At 36.5% G+C, this 17490-nt stretch carries 13 protein-coding genes; 8 read left to right on the top strand and 5 right to left on the bottom strand.

The window, feature by feature from the left end; translation table 11 throughout:
- Positions 1-60 precede the first annotated feature (60 nt).
- From thrC to ACKU4N_RS14375, 7 genes are all read left to right on the top strand, one after another.
- Positions 61-1356 carry a threonine synthase gene (gene thrC, locus ACKU4N_RS14405; protein WP_321317438.1) on the top strand — a complete coding sequence of 432 codons (1296 nt, stop codon included), beginning with the start codon at positions 61-63 and terminating at the stop codon, positions 1354-1356.
- A gap of 469 nt (positions 1357-1825) precedes the next feature.
- Positions 1826-2098, top strand: a complete 273-nt coding sequence (locus tag ACKU4N_RS14400) for an HU family DNA-binding protein (RefSeq protein ID WP_124992980.1) — start codon at positions 1826-1828, stop codon at positions 2096-2098.
- 75 nt (positions 2099-2173) lie between these two features.
- Entirely contained in the window at positions 2174-2860 is a 687-nt protein-coding gene (locus ACKU4N_RS14395; protein ID WP_321317436.1) for a TrmH family RNA methyltransferase, read from the top strand.
- A 164-nt stretch (positions 2861-3024) separates the two neighbouring features.
- Positions 3025-3732: a LytR/AlgR family response regulator transcription factor gene (locus ACKU4N_RS14390; protein WP_321317434.1), complete on the top strand. Its 708-nt coding sequence runs from the start codon at positions 3025-3027 to the stop codon at positions 3730-3732.
- A gap of 54 nt (positions 3733-3786) precedes the next feature.
- On the top strand, positions 3787-4980 hold the full coding sequence (locus ACKU4N_RS14385; protein WP_321317432.1) for an aspartate aminotransferase family protein: 1194 nt from the start codon (positions 3787-3789) through the stop codon (positions 4978-4980).
- 45 nt (positions 4981-5025) lie between these two features.
- Entirely contained in the window at positions 5026-5835 is an 810-nt protein-coding gene (locus ACKU4N_RS14380) for a hypothetical protein (protein ID WP_321317430.1), read from the top strand.
- A 5-nt stretch (positions 5836-5840) separates the two neighbouring features.
- Complete coding sequence (locus tag ACKU4N_RS14375; protein WP_321317429.1) at positions 5841-7805, top strand: dipeptidyl-peptidase 3 family protein; 1965 nt, start codon at positions 5841-5843, stop codon at positions 7803-7805.
- A 59-nt stretch (positions 7806-7864) separates the two neighbouring features.
- On the opposite strand, the gene ACKU4N_RS14370 is transcribed toward ACKU4N_RS14375, so the two are convergent.
- From ACKU4N_RS14370 to ACKU4N_RS14355, 4 genes are all read right to left on the bottom strand, one after another.
- The gene (locus tag ACKU4N_RS14370; RefSeq protein ID WP_321317427.1) at positions 7865-8083 is read right to left on the bottom strand and encodes a hypothetical protein; all 219 of its coding nucleotides are present in this window, start codon (positions 8081-8083) and stop codon (positions 7865-7867) included.
- 185 nt (positions 8084-8268) lie between these two features.
- The gene (locus ACKU4N_RS14365) at positions 8269-10902 is read right to left on the bottom strand and encodes a DUF5686 family protein (protein ID WP_321317425.1); all 2634 of its coding nucleotides are present in this window, start codon (positions 10900-10902) and stop codon (positions 8269-8271) included.
- A gap of 274 nt (positions 10903-11176) precedes the next feature.
- A complete protein-coding gene (locus ACKU4N_RS14360; RefSeq protein ID WP_321317423.1) occupies positions 11177-12832 on the bottom strand; it encodes a hypothetical protein in 1656 nt (551 codons plus the stop codon).
- 3 nt (positions 12833-12835) lie between these two features.
- Positions 12836-13633, bottom strand: a complete 798-nt coding sequence (locus tag ACKU4N_RS14355; protein WP_321317421.1) for an ABC transporter ATP-binding protein — start codon at positions 13631-13633, stop codon at positions 12836-12838.
- A 267-nt stretch (positions 13634-13900) separates the two neighbouring features.
- Between ACKU4N_RS14355 and htpG the strand changes: the two genes are divergently transcribed.
- On the top strand, positions 13901-15952 hold the full coding sequence (gene htpG / locus ACKU4N_RS14350) for a molecular chaperone HtpG (protein ID WP_321317419.1): 2052 nt from the start codon (positions 13901-13903) through the stop codon (positions 15950-15952).
- Between the two features lie 189 nt (positions 15953-16141).
- Here htpG and ACKU4N_RS14345 read toward each other — a convergent pair whose 3' ends face one another.
- Positions 16142-17470 (bottom strand): DEAD/DEAH box helicase, encoded by a 1329-nt coding sequence (locus ACKU4N_RS14345; RefSeq protein WP_321317417.1) that lies wholly within the window; start codon positions 17468-17470, stop codon positions 16142-16144.
- Positions 17471-17490: the final 20 nt, after the last annotated feature.

Below are 17490 nucleotides of genomic sequence, written 5' to 3'. Positions count from 1 at the left end.
TGTGATAAATTAAGAAATCGAATAGATTTTGATTCAGGAATTTGAAGAAAGGATAGACTTGTGAAATACTTTAGTACAAATAATAAAGATATACGTTATAGCTTTAAGGAAGCTGTAATAAAAGGACTTGCGCCGGATAATGGATTGTTTTTTCCGGTTTCAATACCAAAGCTGAATGATGAATTTTTTCAACGTTTGACAGAATTAAGTTTGCCCGAAATAGGATATGAAGTGGCCAAGCATTTTGTGGGTGACGACATTTCGGATTCGGATTTGAAGAAAATTACCGAAGAGGTACTCAATTTTAAGATTCCTGTGGTGGCTATAGAAGATGGCATTAGCACTTTAGAGCTGTTTCATGGGCCAACCTGTGCATTTAAAGATGTAGGTGCCAGATTTATGTCACGATGTCTGAGTGCCTTTGCCAAACAGAATCAGAAAGAAGTAACAATTTTAGTTGCGACCTCAGGAGATACGGGAAGTGCAGTTGCCAATGGCTTTTTAGGTGTTGAGGGAGTAAAGGTAATTATATTATATCCTGCAGGTAAGGTAAGTAAGATTCAAGAGCAGCAATTAACCACTATGGGGCAAAATATTACAGCTCTTGAGGTGGATGGTACTTTTGATGATTGTCAGGCATTGGTGAAAACGGCTTTTGGGGATGATGATTTAAATATGGAATTGAATTTGACTTCTGCAAATTCTATAAATATTGCTCGCTTGTTGCCACAAAGTTTCTATTATTTCCATGCTTGGGCACAATTGCAGCCAACCAGTAAAAAAGTTGTATTTTCAGTCCCTAGCGGAAATTATGGAAATCTTACAGGAGGATTGCTGGCAAAACAGATGGGATTGCCGATTGATTCATTTATTGCATCGGCAAATATAAATAAGGTTGTGCCAGACTATTTGAATTCTGGGAAATATGAGCCAAAAGCGTCTGTTCAAACTATTTCAAACGCAATGGATGTAGGTGCTCCCAGTAATTTTGCGCGCATGATGGAGTTGTATCAGGAGAATCATGCAGACATTACTAAAGATATAAAAGGAGCTTGGTTTTCGGATGAGGAAACTCAAGAGGCAATAGCAGACCTGTATAGCAGGAATAAATACATTCTTGATCCACATGGTGCCGTTGGATACTTGGGTTTGAAAAGATACTTAAATACGAAGAGTGAGGTAGGTGTTTTTTTGGAAACAGCTCATCCGGCAAAATTTAAGGATACAGTTGAAAAGGTACTTAATACTGAAATAAAAGTTCCGGACTATCTTCAGGAGTGTTTGGGAAAAGAAAAAAAGAGTATTTTAATAAGTAAGAATTTTTCAGATTTTAAAAGCTTCCTTTTACTTAAATAGAATACTTCGAAAGGCTGTCATTATTTGTGACAGCCTTTTGTTACTAATCATCTCATAATGATGTATATCATTGAGTAATGCATTTAAACGGCATAGCCTTGAGATCGTGATGATTGTTTTGTATGTTGATTGTTTTCACTATAATGCTGAATGTCAACTGTTTGCGCGTGTGTGATGTTGGGGTTTAGGTTCAGTATGGGCTTGTCATATTAAATGTAGGCGAATAAAGCATTTCGTAAATCAGTTAAATAAGAAACATCTTTAAATAGAGTTATGATTTAATTCAGATTCTGCTCTTTATTGTTTATAGGGAATAGCATAAAAATTTATGGTTTTATTATGTTTCGATCTTTGAAAGGTTAAATTTCTTATTTTTTCTTATCGGAAATTTGCAAACCATCAGAAATCCTTTATATTTGTATATGATTCAAATTTAAAGCAATTTTTAACCCTAAAATTTTATAAAGTTATGAACAAAGCTCAATTAATTGATGCAATTGCAAACAAAGCTGGTTTGACTAAAGCTGATTCTAAAAAAGCATTAGATGCTTTCATTGAAACTACTACTGAAGCATTAAAAAGTGATGATAGAGTAGCACTTGTAGGATTTGGTTCATTTTCTGTTTCTAAGCGTGATGCTAGAACTGGTAGAAATCCTCAAACTGGTAAACCAATCAATATTCCAGCAAAAAAAGTTATCAAATTTAAGGCCGGTTCTGAATTAGCAGACTCTGTACAATAGATAATTGTTGTCAACAAGATGTTAGAGGGGGTGTATTAATAATACCTCCTTTTTTTTATTCCTAATTTTTAATGAATGGAGAAGAAATTATTGCAGGAAGCGATTCATTTTTTAGAAGGTTTTACCAGTGAAAATCGTATCGGATTATTAGATAAAAATATCGAAAACAGAACAAGATATATAACCTTGGTTTTGGAAGATATTTTTCAAGCACAAAATGCCAGTGCAGTAATTCGTTCGTGCGATTGTTTTGGTATTCAGGATTTGCATGTTATTGAAAATTACAATGAATACCATTTGAATCCTGATGTTGTCATGGGAGCATCAAAGTGGATGGATTTGCACAAATACAATAAAGAAGAAAGAAATACCTTAAGTACAATTTCAAAATTAAAAAATCAGGGATATAGAATCATTGCAACCAGTCCTCATTCGAATGATATTCTTTTACCCGATTTTGATTTGACTAAGGGGAAAGCGGCATTTTTTTTTGGAACGGAGCTGACGGGTTTATCGGATGAAGTAATGGATAATGCTGATGAATTTGTGAAAATTCCAATGTATGGTTTTACCGAAAGTTTAAATATTTCGGTTTCCGCAGCCATAGTTTTAAATCATCTTACTACAGAGCTCCGACGATCGGATATTGACTGGCAATTGTCTGAGGATGAAAAGCTAAAGTTAAAATTAGATTGGTTGTTAAGATCTGTAAGATCGGGAGATGAGCTTCTCGATAAATTTCTTAAAAAGAAGCAGTCGTAAAACCAATTTAAAGAAATTATATTAGGTTAAATCTTATGAACTGGAATATTTTGGTTAAATATTTCGGAAATGGTAAAAAGATTGTTATTTTTGATAAAAACTACCTTGACGTAGATAAATATGATTTATTTACCTATTTATGAATAAAAATTAACTACCACTATATGAATTGTGTTGTAATTGACGATGATAAACTTTCGAGAAAAGTTGTTGAAAGTTATATTGAAAGAACAGATTTTCTATCATTTGGAGCATCTTATCCAAGTGCAATTGAAGCTATAAATAATATCAAAAAAAACGAACCTGTTGATTTGATATTTTTAGATATTGAAATGCCTGAAATGAGTGGCATGGAATTCTTAAATAGCTTAAGTACAACACCACAAATTATCATTATCTCTTCAAAAGAACAATATGCTCTTGAAGCTTTTGAGTATGACGTTACAGATTACCTTTTAAAGCCTATTAGTTACAGTCGGTTTTTTAAAGCGGTTAGTAAGGCAAATCGTCGCTATAAAAACAGCGAAGGTTTTATGCAGGATAAGAACGAGATTTTTATAAAAAGTAATTCGGCATTGGTTCGTTTGAATTACGATGATATATTGTGGATTGAAGCTCTTGAAAATTATGTGGTTGTGAATTCTTATCATGAAAAATATACAATACATTTTACCATGAAGGCCATCGAAGAAAAAATGCCTTCTACCCGTTTTTCGAGAATCCACCGTTCATATATCGTTAATTTGAGTAAAATTGGAGTGATTGAAGATAATTCAGTTGTGATTGAAACTGAAGGTGGGTCAAAAGCAATTCCTATTGGAAAATCATATCGTGATAAATTATTAGGAGATATCAATTTAATGACACGATAGTTTTTTTATGGCAGGATTTTTATTGAATTTTGTATTTAAATAAAAATTCTGTTTATGATTACAAATCGACAATTATTTCTGCAGCATGTAGCTACAACCTCTGATTTTCCTATTGCATTGGAAATAGAGAGGGCAGAAGGTATATATATGTACAGCCCGGACGGAAAGCCATATTTGGATCTCGTATCGGGCGTTTCTGTAAGTAATCTTGGGCATGGGCATCCGCGTGTCAGGCAAGCCGTTAAAGATCAGGTTGATAAATATATGCACTTAATGGTGTATGGTGAATTTATCGAATCGCCTCAGGTTCAATTGGCCAAGCTGTTATCCGATAATTTACCTAAAAAATTAAATTCTGTATATTTTGTGAATTCGGGGAGTGAAGCCAATGAAGGAGCTTTAAAATTAGCCAAGAGATATACTGGCAGATCTGAGATTGTTACTTTTAAAAATGCATATCACGGAAGTACTCACGGAGCTTTAAGTGTATTGGGCGACGAGGAAATGAAAAATGCCTTTCGTCCCTTATTGCCGGACATTCGAATTATAGAATTCGGAAATATTTTGGATTTAAACCAAATAACCAATAAAACAGCCTGTGTTATTTTGGAACCCATCCAGTCGGAAGGGGGAATGATTGTTCCATCCAAAGAATTTATTCAGATTTTACGGGCAAAATGTACTGAAAAAGGCGCTTTACTGATTTTCGATGAGGTTCAAATGGGATTTGGCCGAACAGGAAAACTTTTTGCATTTGAGCATTTCGATGTGGTTCCCGATATTCTTTGTCTGGCGAAGGCAATGGGAGGCGGAATGCCAATTGGAGCTTTTATATCAGATAAAAAGATACTTGATTCATTCAAGAGCAATCCAATGCTGGGTCACATTACCACTTTTGGAGGACATCCTGTTTGTTGTGCAGCAGCTAAGGCTGCTCTGGAAGTACTTTTAGAGGAACATATCATTGATGACGTTCAGCGTAAAGGAGAACTTTTTGTGAGCCTTCTTAAAGATCATCCTTTGGTGAAGGGCTTTCGGCAATTGGGACTTTTTATTGCAGTGATTTTAGAATCTCAGGAGATTATGCTTGCAATCATGAAAGAAGCTTATGAGTTGGGAGTTATTATGGATCCTTTCTTGTTTTGTCCAGGTGCTTTTCGCATTGCACCGCCTTTAAATATTACTGATGAGGAAATTCATCATGCTTCTAAATTGTTAATTCAGGCAATGGATAAAGTAGAAAAATAATCAGTCTCGGAATTGGTTAAGGAATTAGATGAAAAAAATAGATTGATGAGAAAATTGCTGGTTTTATTTCTTTTTTTACTTGGGGTTTCGAATCTTTTTTCACAGATTAGTTTATTGGAGAAGGAGCAACAAATTAAATTTGAGTTTGAAAGTTTGGTTTTGGCCGGTACTGATTCTTTGAAATTGAGTATTAGCACTAAAATTGAAAAATTGTTTGCAGATTTGTTGGTTGAAGAACAGAGTTTTGATTATCCCTTTTCAGAATTATCTAAAATGGGGAAGTTAACTTCTCCTGATCAGAAATTTCGGATTTTCAATTGGAATTGTGTTTTGAGAGACGGAACTTATCGGTATTTTGCTTTGCTTCAAAGTAAGTTAAAGAAATCTATCCGGGTGGATATTTTGACAGATATGCACCATGTTGCTGATGTGTTTCATCAGTATAAAGCAGAAGGCTGGCCGGGTGCGTTGTACTATCAAATTATTCCGTTCAAGGCAAAAACAGGCAATTCTTATTTTTTGTTTGGATGGGATGGAAATGATTTTCGAACAAACAAGAAGCTTATCGAAGTGCTCAGTTTTGATGAGAAAGGGCAAGCTGTTTTTGGTATGCCGGTGATTATCTGGAAAGGAAAAACTTTAAACAGAATAATTTTTGAATATGCCAAACAGGCCAGAATGACTATTCAATACAATGAAAAGGAGAAGAAAATTGTATTTGATCATTTGGCGCCGTCATCGCCAATTTATCAGAATCAATTTGAATATTACGGGCCCGATTTTTCATACGATGCTCTCGAGTATCAGAAAGGGAAATGGGTATTAGTTGAAAATGTTGATGTAAGAAATAAGTAAGAGAAATGAGTGAAACATTCCAATATCAAACCGAACAGTTTGCCGATATAAAAATACTAAGATACCAGGTTCCTGGATTCGAAAATTTGACCTTAGGTCAGAAAGAATTGATTTATTATCTGGCGGAAGCCGCACGTTGTGGTCGTGATATTCTGTTCGATCAAAACAATAAAAATAACCTGAGTATTCGCCGTACTTTGGAAGCGATTGCTAAATCGTACGATGGAGACAGAGAATCGAATGAATTTAAAAGCTTTTTGGTCTATACCAAGAGAGTATGGTTCTCAAACGGAATTCATCATCATTACTCGATGGATAAGTTTATGCCGGAATTCTCTGAAGAGTACTTTGGCGAACTCTTGAGCAATACAAATTACGAATTGCTGCCTTTGTTGGAGGGAGAAGATGTTGTTGGTTTGCTGACCAGATTGGTTCCTGTTTTGTTCGATGAAGATGTGGATGCAAAACGGGTGGTTTTGAATCCTGAACTGGATTTAATAAAGGATTCTGCAAATAACTATTATGAGGGAGTTTGTGAGAAGGAGGCGGAAGATTTTTATGCCAAAATGGAAAAGGGAGATCCGGAAAAACCAGTTTCTGCAGGTTTGAATTCCAAATTGGTGAAGGAAAATGGTGAGCTGATAGAAAAAATATGGAAGATTGGAGGAATGTATTCCGAAGCCATCGAAAAAATCGTGTTTTGGTTGGAGAAAGCAATTCCTGTTGCAGATAGTGAACTTCAACGGGAATCGTTGGTGAAATTGGTTGAGTTTTATAAAACCGGCGATTTAAAAACCTTCGACGAATATTCCATTTTGTGGGTAAAAGATCTGGATGCTCATGTTGATGTAGTGAATGGTTTTATTGAAGTGTATGGCGATGCCTTGGCAATAAAAGCCAGCTGGGAATCTATCGTGAATTTTAAAGATATTGAAGCTACAAAAAGAGCTGTGATTATTTCCGATAATGCACAGTGGTTCGAAGATCACTCTCCTATTGATGAACGATTCAAGAAAAAAGAGGTGAAAGGAGTGAGTGCAAAGGTAATTACCGTCGCGATGTTGGGAGGCGATTGTCATCCGGCAACGCCTATTGGGGTTAATTTACCAAATGCAGAATGGATTCGTAAAGAACATGGAAGTAAATCAGTTACGATAGATAATATTACGCATACCTATCATCAGTCGTCTTTAAAAAGTGGAATGATTGATGAATTCGCCTATAGTAAAGAGGAAGTTGTACGTGCGAAAGAGCATGGATATTTGGGAGGAAACCTGCATACCGACTTGCACGAATGTCTTGGTCATGGTTCGGGACAGTTGTTGCCTGGTGTGGGGATGGATGCATTAAAAAATTACCATTCAACACTGGAAGAGGCCCGGGCTGATTTATTTGCCTTGTATTACATGATGGATCCTAAAATGGTAGACTTGGGATTGATGCCAAGCTTGGAGGTTGCTAAGGCAGAATATGATGGATACATCCGTAATGGATTAATTACTCAGCTGACAAGAGTCGAGTTGGGGAAAGAGATCGAGGAATCGCACATGAGAAACCGCCAGTTAATTGCCAAGTGGGTTTATGAGAAAGGAGAATCCGATCGGGTAATTGAGAAGATTCATGAAGAAGGGAAAAGTTATTTTATCGTAAACGATTATCAGAAACTTAGATTGTTGTTTGGTGATTTATTAGGCGAAGTGCAGCGGATAAAATCGGAAGGAGATTTTAAAGCCGGAAAACTATTGGTTGAAGATTATGCCGTGAAAGTAGACACGGAATTGCATAAAGAAGTGAAGGAAAGATTTGAAAAGCTGAATTTGGCTGCTTATGCCGGCTTTATTAATCCGGATTACCACCCGGTTTACGAAGAAGGTAAAATTGTTGATGTTCGCATTTCATACCCAATGGACTTTATGCAGCAAATGCTTGAATATGGAGAGAGGTATTCCTTTCTGCCGAATATAAATTAAGACTTGAGGAGGTCTCAAATGAGATTTTAATATTTGAAAATATTCCCGAATAGGGATACCTATAAAAAGAGGCTGTTTCGTAGTTTAGGAGACAGCCTCTTTTTCATCTCACGACCGCTTCGTTGAAGTATTGCGCCATTGCGTTGCAGTTTAAGGATAATGCGTTGAAAACCTACTTCATTGCGTTGAAGTGTTCCGCCATCGTGCAGCAATTCATGACCATTGCGTTGAAGTGTTCCGCCATCGCGCAGCAATTCATGACCATAGCGTTGAAGCATTCCGCCGCCAGTTTATTGCTTGTAGCAGCTTCGCTTTTTAAAAGCAGGAATGTTGCATTACAAAATGATGCTGCCAGATAGCAGTGCACGATTAATAATACTCAAGCTACCATAAGCTGAAATAAGTAGACAGGCTAAAATTGAAAAGAGAGGCCAATCGACCTCTCTTTTTAAACAACTGTTTTTTACAGATTAAACTTCAATTTAATTCCTGTGTCCCGGTGATTCTTGCCATCAAAACTCCAAACCACTTCTACATCCATAAAAAGGAATATTTGCGATAAACCGTAACCAACTTCCCAATAATTCTTTTTGTCGGCATGAGTCAAATAATTGGCAAAGAACTTTTCCTGAATGGCCAATGAATTATTCAGAATGGGCAATTGCTTCAGCAGAAACCGATCAGACGTGTATTGCAGGTGTGCTTCCAGATAATCTTCAGTAGTAGAGTGTTGGTAAAAATCAAGCAATCGGAAAGTGTCCCATTTGTTCGCAAACATTACGGTTGGTTTGCTTGTATTAAAATGACGGTAATCAGCAAAGAAACTTTGCTTGTTGCTAAGGAAACTTCCTGCTTTAGCGCAGTAGTTTATTCGATCGTTAAAGCCCACATCGAATGCTTGTTTTACCGAGGCTTCCAGTAAGGAATAGTCGGTTTCCGAATCGAAAACATCTTTAATTCCCTGTTTGTAAAGCAGGGAAAAAGTTGGCTGCGAATGATAGCTGACCATGTGTTTTACACCTTTTTTAATGGTGTATCGATAGTGAGGTGTATATTCTAATTCGGCTGTAAAAGTTAAGGCTTTATTATCCCTAACCAATTCGGGATTTACTCCTGCAGGGATATTGGGAGTGTAGGCATTGTTTTTCGGACCTGTGAAATAGAATTTATTGGTGTTGTAAAGTTGTTTTCGGTTGGCATACTCCAATTCTGTATGGAGATTTAATCCGTTTGCCAGATCGGTTTCATGCCAAATATTCACATAGTTTTTGTCATACAGTTTTAAATGATTGTCTTTATAATAAAGCGAAGTTATCATATTCAGCATCGGATTAATACCTGAATCTTCATTAAAATCGACAGCTTTGCTTCCTGCTTTAAACCCGAACCAAGCTCGCTTTAGTCCGTTGTAACGATATCTGCTGCTCAATGAATAATCGAAATGTTTTCTGGAAAAAGCATAGCTTGGAGTTGATGTTAATTGGAAATAATGTCCCAAAGTATCTTTTTTTGAATAGGAGAAAGGCGCATCGAAGGTAAAGCCTTGAACCGTGTTGTAGGAAATCTTATCGAAAGCAAAAAGACCTGGGATGGCAAGGGAAGAATTTTCTTCTTTGTACTGATACGTTTTACCAAACAAAACATGTTTGAACTTAAATTTGCGATTTGCCTGACGAACAGAATCTTTGTATTCCGGGGTGTTGCGAACAATTTCGATCGAATCCTTTTTCGTGAAACTGGTCTTCTCATCTTCCGATAAAGGAATGGGTCTCATTTGAGTCCAGTATAAAGAATCTTTGTCTTTGGCATCTTTAGCAATTTTCAGTCTGTCAATTTTGATTTCCAGTGGCTCTTTAATTTTCTCTGCACGCTTTTCCTGATTTTCTTTTTCCATCAATCGGTATAACTTTCGCATCTCCGCATTATTCATATCGTCTTTTTCCAGAAGATTTTGGATTTCATCTTTCCGCTTTTTTTCTTTAACGGATAGTATTTCTGAATCTTGCTGATTAGTTAATTTCCTGATGCTTTCAGCTTCCTGATTTAAAGTCAGTTCCTGTTGTTTTAGGTAATCATGATCCAAATCAGGATTGAGTGTTATTTGATAATCCTTAATGGAAGCAACATAAATTATATCCAAGCCAAATCCCATGCCTTTAAAATTCACATCGAAATCGAAACTTACCGGCATCCATACACTTTCGCTAACAGGCGCATACAATTGATGCATGTGTATATCTGTCATTGGAAGATTTAGTTTTAAATCGGCAGAATGGATGTTCCAGAAATTTTCGGCTATGTTTAGGAATCCGCGAAAAAGATCTTTCCCTTTTCGTCTGGGCGTTACCTTAATTCTGTTGATCATTCTTCCCTGATCTTCAAAAACCGATTCCAACTGAAATTTATAGACAGAAAATGCCGTTTTATCCAAGGGTGATATGAATCCATCGTCCTTGGTATCGTATAAGTTTGCCTTAATAAACTGCATCGGGTTGGCCTGCTCGCCTAAACCCGATGAACGGACGGATATCACTTCCTCTTCAATTTTATCGGGAAGCTCGAAGTGAATTTTTGATATGTTTTCCGTTACAAAAGTCATCCCTTCTGTAATATCTTCTTTGGCCAGTTTCTTTTTTAAAAGCCTCGGCACACTGGTAATTTTACCAGATCCCTTTAAATATACGGTATTGTTGTATTCGCTGATTTGCTTGGTGTAATAATCGCCCATTGCAATTGCTTTTCGCATCACATAGTAAGCCGGATCCTCACCGCTGGCCAACACTTTTACCTCCTTTAGTTGATAGGTTTGAGGAGCCAAAGCAACATTCATTTCCACATCTTTGTCATTAATTATCACCTTTGCTTCTTTGGTTTTAAAACCCAAATAGCGGTATTCGAGCTCCCATTCTCCTTGCGGAAGAGCCAATTGATACTGTCCGTCGATATTTGAAGTTGTGCCGGTGGCAAGCTCTTTACTATAGATGTTGGCGAAGGGAATTGCATTTCCATCCGTATCGGATATTGTACCTGTAATTTGTTGAGCATTGCTCAGTAAAGAGCATAAGAGGAGAAGTAAACTAATTGTGAATTTGATCATACTTTGTTTTTTGTTAGTAACAACACTTAGACGATTGAAAGTTTAAAAAGGATACAATGGAATTTTAATTGGCTGATATTGCCTCCTTTTAAGGATTGTAAATTTATCAAAAAATCACAATGTAAAGTTAAGCAGCAGTTTCGTTTTGTGTTTTTTTAATAAAAAGGAATATTATTTAACAGTTTGTTTTGTGTGGATTGTCTAAGCTAATTAGTGGTATTTTATGTAATAAAAACAAAGGCTGTTCTTAGTAAGAAAAACAGCCTTTGTTGTATCAGTCATTTATCTTTTGCCAGGATATATTTCTTAATGCTTTTAGATTAAAATAAAGAAGTAGTATTAATATTGGAATGGCAAGAAACAAGCTATAAGGAATAAAGCTTAATCCGTAATGTAAACCGCCAAGCAAACCACCGGAAACCATTAACAACATTCCTTTCATAAAATTACCGCCCATGTCTTGTGTATTTCTTTCTACTGAGAAAGGGAACTGTGGATTTTGCCACGAAAATAGAAGAGAGGTAACCAGAAATATGGAAAGTGCACCAAAAATGATATCATCCAGCACCTGTATTCCCCAAATATATAAGCAAACACTTCCAATGATCGTGATGGTTGGTAGATAAAATTTCATCATTACTGATTTAAAGGAACCAATCAGAATTTGTCCCGGACTTGAGAGGGGAAGAGACCGATAGAACCAGCTTGATTTTGGTTCATCGCTATAGCCCAATTGCTGTGTTATACTAAATGCAAGAAAAATGCTTGTGTAAATAAACCAGAGGTATTTTTGGCTTGCAGCCAATGTCTCCAAATTGAAAGCCTCCTTCGATTTAAACGCGAACATAAGGCAGAAAATAAGAATGTAACCAAAAGAAGGAAATACGGTTTGCTTGTATTTTCTCTCACGCCCGCTCATCAGCCAAACCATTTTAAATGCAGCCTCTTCCTCTTTTGTTTTGGTAACCAATTGGGAGACTTTATTGATGAACTTATTTGGGTCTTTATTCTCCGTTTTCACTTTTGTTTTTTTGCTTCCGGCAACGTCTAATTGTCCCAGTGCTTTGTTGAATTTCGGAGCCAACACTTTAATTACAAAAAACAAACTAAGAATTGGTACCAAAAGAGAAGAAGCGATAAAAGTAAAGTGTGATAAGTCGTATGTACCATAAATAAAACTATCCATTGTGCCACTCATCCAAATTGGAGGAACGAAATAGGACCACCAATGTATAGACATTGTCATGTCTGAAATGTTGATAAAATCCATCATTCGCGGCATGAGTTGATAAGCACCCATAAATAAAATGGCCATGGCAATTTGAAAATATACAATGATGTCTTTTAATTTCTGCCCATTCACAACATTCATTAGTCCCAGATAGAAAATATTGGTAAGGAACAGTGTGAATAACGAGGCCAGAATAATTAAAAAGAAGAGCAGGATGGTCGCTAAAACCCCGTGATTAATAAGGGTAAGTACAATCACAAAAACCGAGAGCGAAAGACTCATATGAGTTAAGTAGATTGCAATGTGTATTATTTTAGCCATTACAATTGTCCTGCTGCTAATCGGTCTTGGCATTAAAATACTGTTGTCTCTGGTATCAATTAAAATATTCGTGAATTCCGATATCATCAACATGGCAATCATCACCATGATAAAAGAAAAGAAGATGGTATAGCTTACCAATGGTGAATTTATGTGCGTTAAACTTATGCCAATCAGCATTCCCATTACAGCATAAAGAAAAGATTGCAGCAACAGCTGATTTTTTGATTCTTTACCTTTTTGTGACAATGACAGACTTCTTCTGTTGTCCATCATTAATTTCACCTTAAGAATACTGCAAAGATGTTCGAAATCCACACCCATTGCACGAATAATTCCTTTGAAAGGAAGTAAACTGAGAAGTATTATTTTTATCATACTTTAGTTCTCAAATACATGAATAATTTCTTCTGCTTTTTTACTGTGATCTGAAGTACCTGTAAGTTCGGTGAAAAGTTTTTCTAAGGATCCGGTGTGATCTTTTGAATTCAATTCTGCAAAACTGCCATCGGCCACAATATTTCCATTATCAATAAGAATAATCCGATCGGATATTTTCTCGACTACATCCATAATGTGCGAACTGTAGAAAATGGTTTTACCCTCGCGGGCCAATTGCGTAAGAATCTCTTTTACGATTATCACCGAGTTGGCATCTAATCCTGATAAGGGTTCATCCATAAATATGATATCCGGATTGTGAATCAAACCGGAAATGATTAATATTTTTTGTCTCATTCCTTTCGAAAAGGAGTTAAGGCGCTCATCGGCATGAGCTTTCATCTCAAATAAATTCAGAAGCTTCCCAATTTTTTGATTGATGTTATCATGAACCATTCCGTGCAATTCACCAACAAACTGAAGATATTCTCTTGGCGTTAACGTGTCATACAAAGCCACATTTTCAGGAATGTAGCCAATTCGCTTTTTAATTTCGATCGGTTGGGTTTTAAGGTCATATCCGAGAATGCTAATATCACCGTCAAAATCGGGAAGTAAGCCACATAATATTTTAACTGTCGTTGATTTTCCAGCACCATTGGGTCCGATGTAGCCGATAATTTGGCCTGGCTGAATGTCAATATTAATTCCTTTTAATACTTTATTCGATTGTCTGCCATTTTGGTAGCTTTTCTCTAAATTATGAATAGAGATAACAGAAGGTGATTTTTCCAACATGAGGTATAGGGTTAAATTTGTGCGACATAAAATTAAATATTCAAGTCGTTTACGCCAACTATTATAGTGGTTATTGTTAAGCTTTTCGATTTAAGCCTTAAATCGGAAGAGTAAATGTCGTTTTCACTCGTTTTGTTAAGATAAACTGACAGTATTCTGAAATTTTTTCTTGTTTCCTGTCTTATTGACAGAAAATTTCTCTTGGCATAGGCTTTGACTATTCCACATTCGAAAAATTGTAATTCAAAATTTTAAAACGATATAACTATGTCAACAGGAAAAATTGGTGTTACCAGTAACGATCTGTTTCCAATTATTAAGAAGTTTTTGTACTCAGATCACGATATCTTTTTGCGTGAAATTGTTTCTAATGCAGTTGACGCAACTCAAAAATTGAAAACTTTAGCTTCTTCAGGAGAATTTAAGGGGGAAGTAGGAGAATTAAGAGTTTCTGTTAGTATTGATAAAGAAGCAAAGACGATTACTATTTCCGATAACGGTATTGGTATGACTCAGGAAGAGATTGAAAAATACATCAATCAGATTGCATTTTCGGGAGCTGAAGAGTTCATGGATAAATACAAAGATCAGGCGAATGCCATTATTGGTCATTTTGGATTGGGTTTTTACTCTTCGTTTATGGTATCCGATAAGGTGGATATTATTTCTCTTTCGCACAAAGACGGTGCCGAAGCAGTAAAGTGGAGCTGCGAAGGAAATCCTGAATATACTTTAGAGAAAGCAGAGAAAGCAGACCGTGGAACTGATATTGTGATGCACATTTCGGAAGAGGAAGAAGCCTTTTTGGAAGAGAGCCGTATTCAGGAATTGTTGAACAAATATTGTAAGTTTTTACCTGTAGAAATTGCTTTTGGAAAGAAAAAGGAATGGAAAGACGGGAAGAATGTTGATACCGACGAAGACAATATTATTAATGATACAAATCCTGCATGGACAAAGAAGCCTGCTGATTTGAAGGAGGAAGATTACAGCGATTTTTATCGCCAGTTGTATCCAATGGGCGAGGACCCATTGTTTCACATTCACCTGAATGTTGATTATCCTTTTAACCTGACCGGTGTACTGTATTTCCCGAAAATTAAGAACAGCGTAGAAATTCAAAAGAACAAAATTCAATTGTACTGCAATCAGGTGTTTGTTACCGATTCGGTGGAAGGAATTGTTCCTGAGTTCTTAACCATGCTTCATGGTGTGCTTGATTCTCCGGATATTCCATTGAACGTATCCCGTTCTTACTTGCAAAGTGATGGGAATGTAAAGAAAATTGCCAGCCATATCTCTAAAAAGGTTGCTGATAGCTTGAATGATATCTTCAAGAATGACCGTGCAGATTTTGAGAAAAAATGGGATGATTTGCGCATATTCATTCAGTACGGAATGTTAACTGAAGATAAATTCTACGATCGTTCCAAGAAATTCATGTTGTTTAAAAATACCGAAGGAAAGTATTTTACAATAGAAGAGTATGAGGCAATTATCAAGGAAAATCAGACAGATAAAGACAGCAACATCATTACTTTATATGCTACTGATGTAGATGCTCAGTATACTTACATTGAGGCTGCAAAAGCAAAAGGATATGATGTTTTGGTAATGGATAGTCAGTTAGACAATCACCTGATTAATCATTTGGAGCAAAAAACACCAACTACAAAATATGTTCGTGTCGATTCTGATATCATTGAAAAATTGATTCAAAAAGATGAGGTGAAAGCATCTAAGTTTACTCAGGAGCAAAGAAATGATTTGATTCCTGTTTTCAATTCTCATTTGCCATCGGGGAAAGTAAACTATATTGTAGCTTTTGAAGCGTTAGGAGAGGAAGCGCAGCCATTGCTGATTACCCAATCGGAATTTATGCGTCGTATGAAAGATATGGCAGCCATGAATGCGGGAATGGGGTTCTATGGTGAAATGCCTGATTCTTTTAATTTGGTTGTTAATTCGGATCATGCTTTAATTGAAAACATTCTGAACGATAAGGATGCTAAGATGGGCGAAAAGCTTGCTGAGGTTTCAGCAAAACTAACTCCATTATTCGAGGAAAGAGAGCAATTGGATGCTTTGAAAAAGGATAAGAAAGCGGATGAAGTTCCTCAGGAGGAAAAAGATAAAATGGCTGAGGTTCAGAAACAAATTTCTGAAGTGAATGCTGAAAAAGAGGCTTTGTTAAAAGGATATGGTAAGGACAATCAATTGGTGAAACAATTAATCGACTTGGCATTGCTTGCCAACAACATGCTGAAGGGCGAAGAGTTAGCTAAATTCGTAAAACGAAGTGTTGATATGATCAAGTAATTGATAATTCACAGTTATATAGCGGCCGGACTATTACAGTCCGGCCGTTTTTTTGTTGATATGCTTTTCCCGGAAAATATAAAAACCAAAGCCTTCCTGAATTTATAAGCTTTTAAATGCAGGCGCCCCTTATTTGTTAAGGCTTTTTGATGCACAAAAAAAGCCCTTTCGGGCTTTTCATTGTTTTGTTTATTTTTTAGATTTCTTCTTTCGGTTTCGTTTCTTATTCTCAATTGCCTTTTGGCGGCCTTTTGAACCCGATGGAGTCTTTGAATTTTTAGCTGATTTTTTATGAAAGGCCCCACTGGATAAATCCAAACGAATGGTGTTTTTAATTTTAATATTTCGGGTTTGTATTTTTTCATCTTCAAGCAATTGGCTTGTAAATACAACTTCGATAGGAACAACACCTATTTCAATAGGCTTTTTAATCAAAGCTTCTACCTGTTCCATCAACTCCTCTTCGCCTTTATTTACAAAGCTAATTGCAGTACCATCTTTTTCAGCACGCCCGGTACGACCTACACGGTGAACATACTCAACGTAGTTGCTGGGGATGTCGAAGTTGATCACGTGACTGATGTTATCAATATCGATACCACGGGCAGCCACATCAGAAGCAATCAATACTCTTGACCGACCTTCTTTAAAGTCGTTAAGAGCTTTAATCCTTGTGTTCTGTGCTTTGTTCGAGTGAATCACACTTAGGTCTTCGCCCAAAAAATCTTCCAGACGATCCACAATCCGATCCGCATTCTTCTTGGTTTCGGTAAATATCATCACCTTGTTAAATACCTCTTTGTCTTTTAAAAGATGTTTAAGCAGAGCTATTTTACTAAGAATATTTGGAGCCTGATATTGAATTTGATGAATGTTTTCTACAGTGGAAGCCTGTGGAGCAATTTCTATCCGTTCCGGAGCAATCAGGAAATCATCAGCTAATTGTGCAACAGTATCCGAGAATGTTGCCGAGAACAGTAAGTTCTGATGAACTTCAGGAATAATTTCGAAAATCGCCTTTAACTGAGGCATAAAACCCAAATCCATCAATTTGTCAGCTTCATCAACCACTAAGGTTTTAATCATGGTAAATTTCAGGATTCTGGTCATGTAGATATCCATTAAACGACCAGGAGTTGCCACAATGATATCGATACCTGCATACAATTTTTCCTTTTGAGTATTGATGTTCACCCCGCCATACACCCCAACAGCACGAAGGTTCATATAAGGAGACAGTAGTTCAATTGTTTCAATAACCTGTAAAACCAATTCACGGGTAGGAACAACGATTAATGCTCTTGGATCAAATCCTTGTGCGTAGTTTAATTTCATTAAAATCGGCATCAAATAGGCCAGGGTTTTACCTGTTCCTGTTTGAGCAATCCCAATTACATCTTTACCTGCACGAATAGGGGAAAATACCTTCTCTTGTATTTCTGTTGGTTTCTCGAATCCCGCCTCGTCAAGCGCCATTCTAATCTGTTTGCTTATTTTGATGTCGTCAAATGAAATCATTACCATGGTATTTGAAAATT

It is taken from the genome of Labilibaculum sp. (assembly GCF_963664555.1).
In the GTDB taxonomy this organism is placed as follows: domain Bacteria; phylum Bacteroidota; class Bacteroidia; order Bacteroidales; family Marinifilaceae; genus Labilibaculum.
Note: the sequence above shows the minus strand (reverse complement) of the source record. Positions and strands in the feature narration are given on the sequence as shown.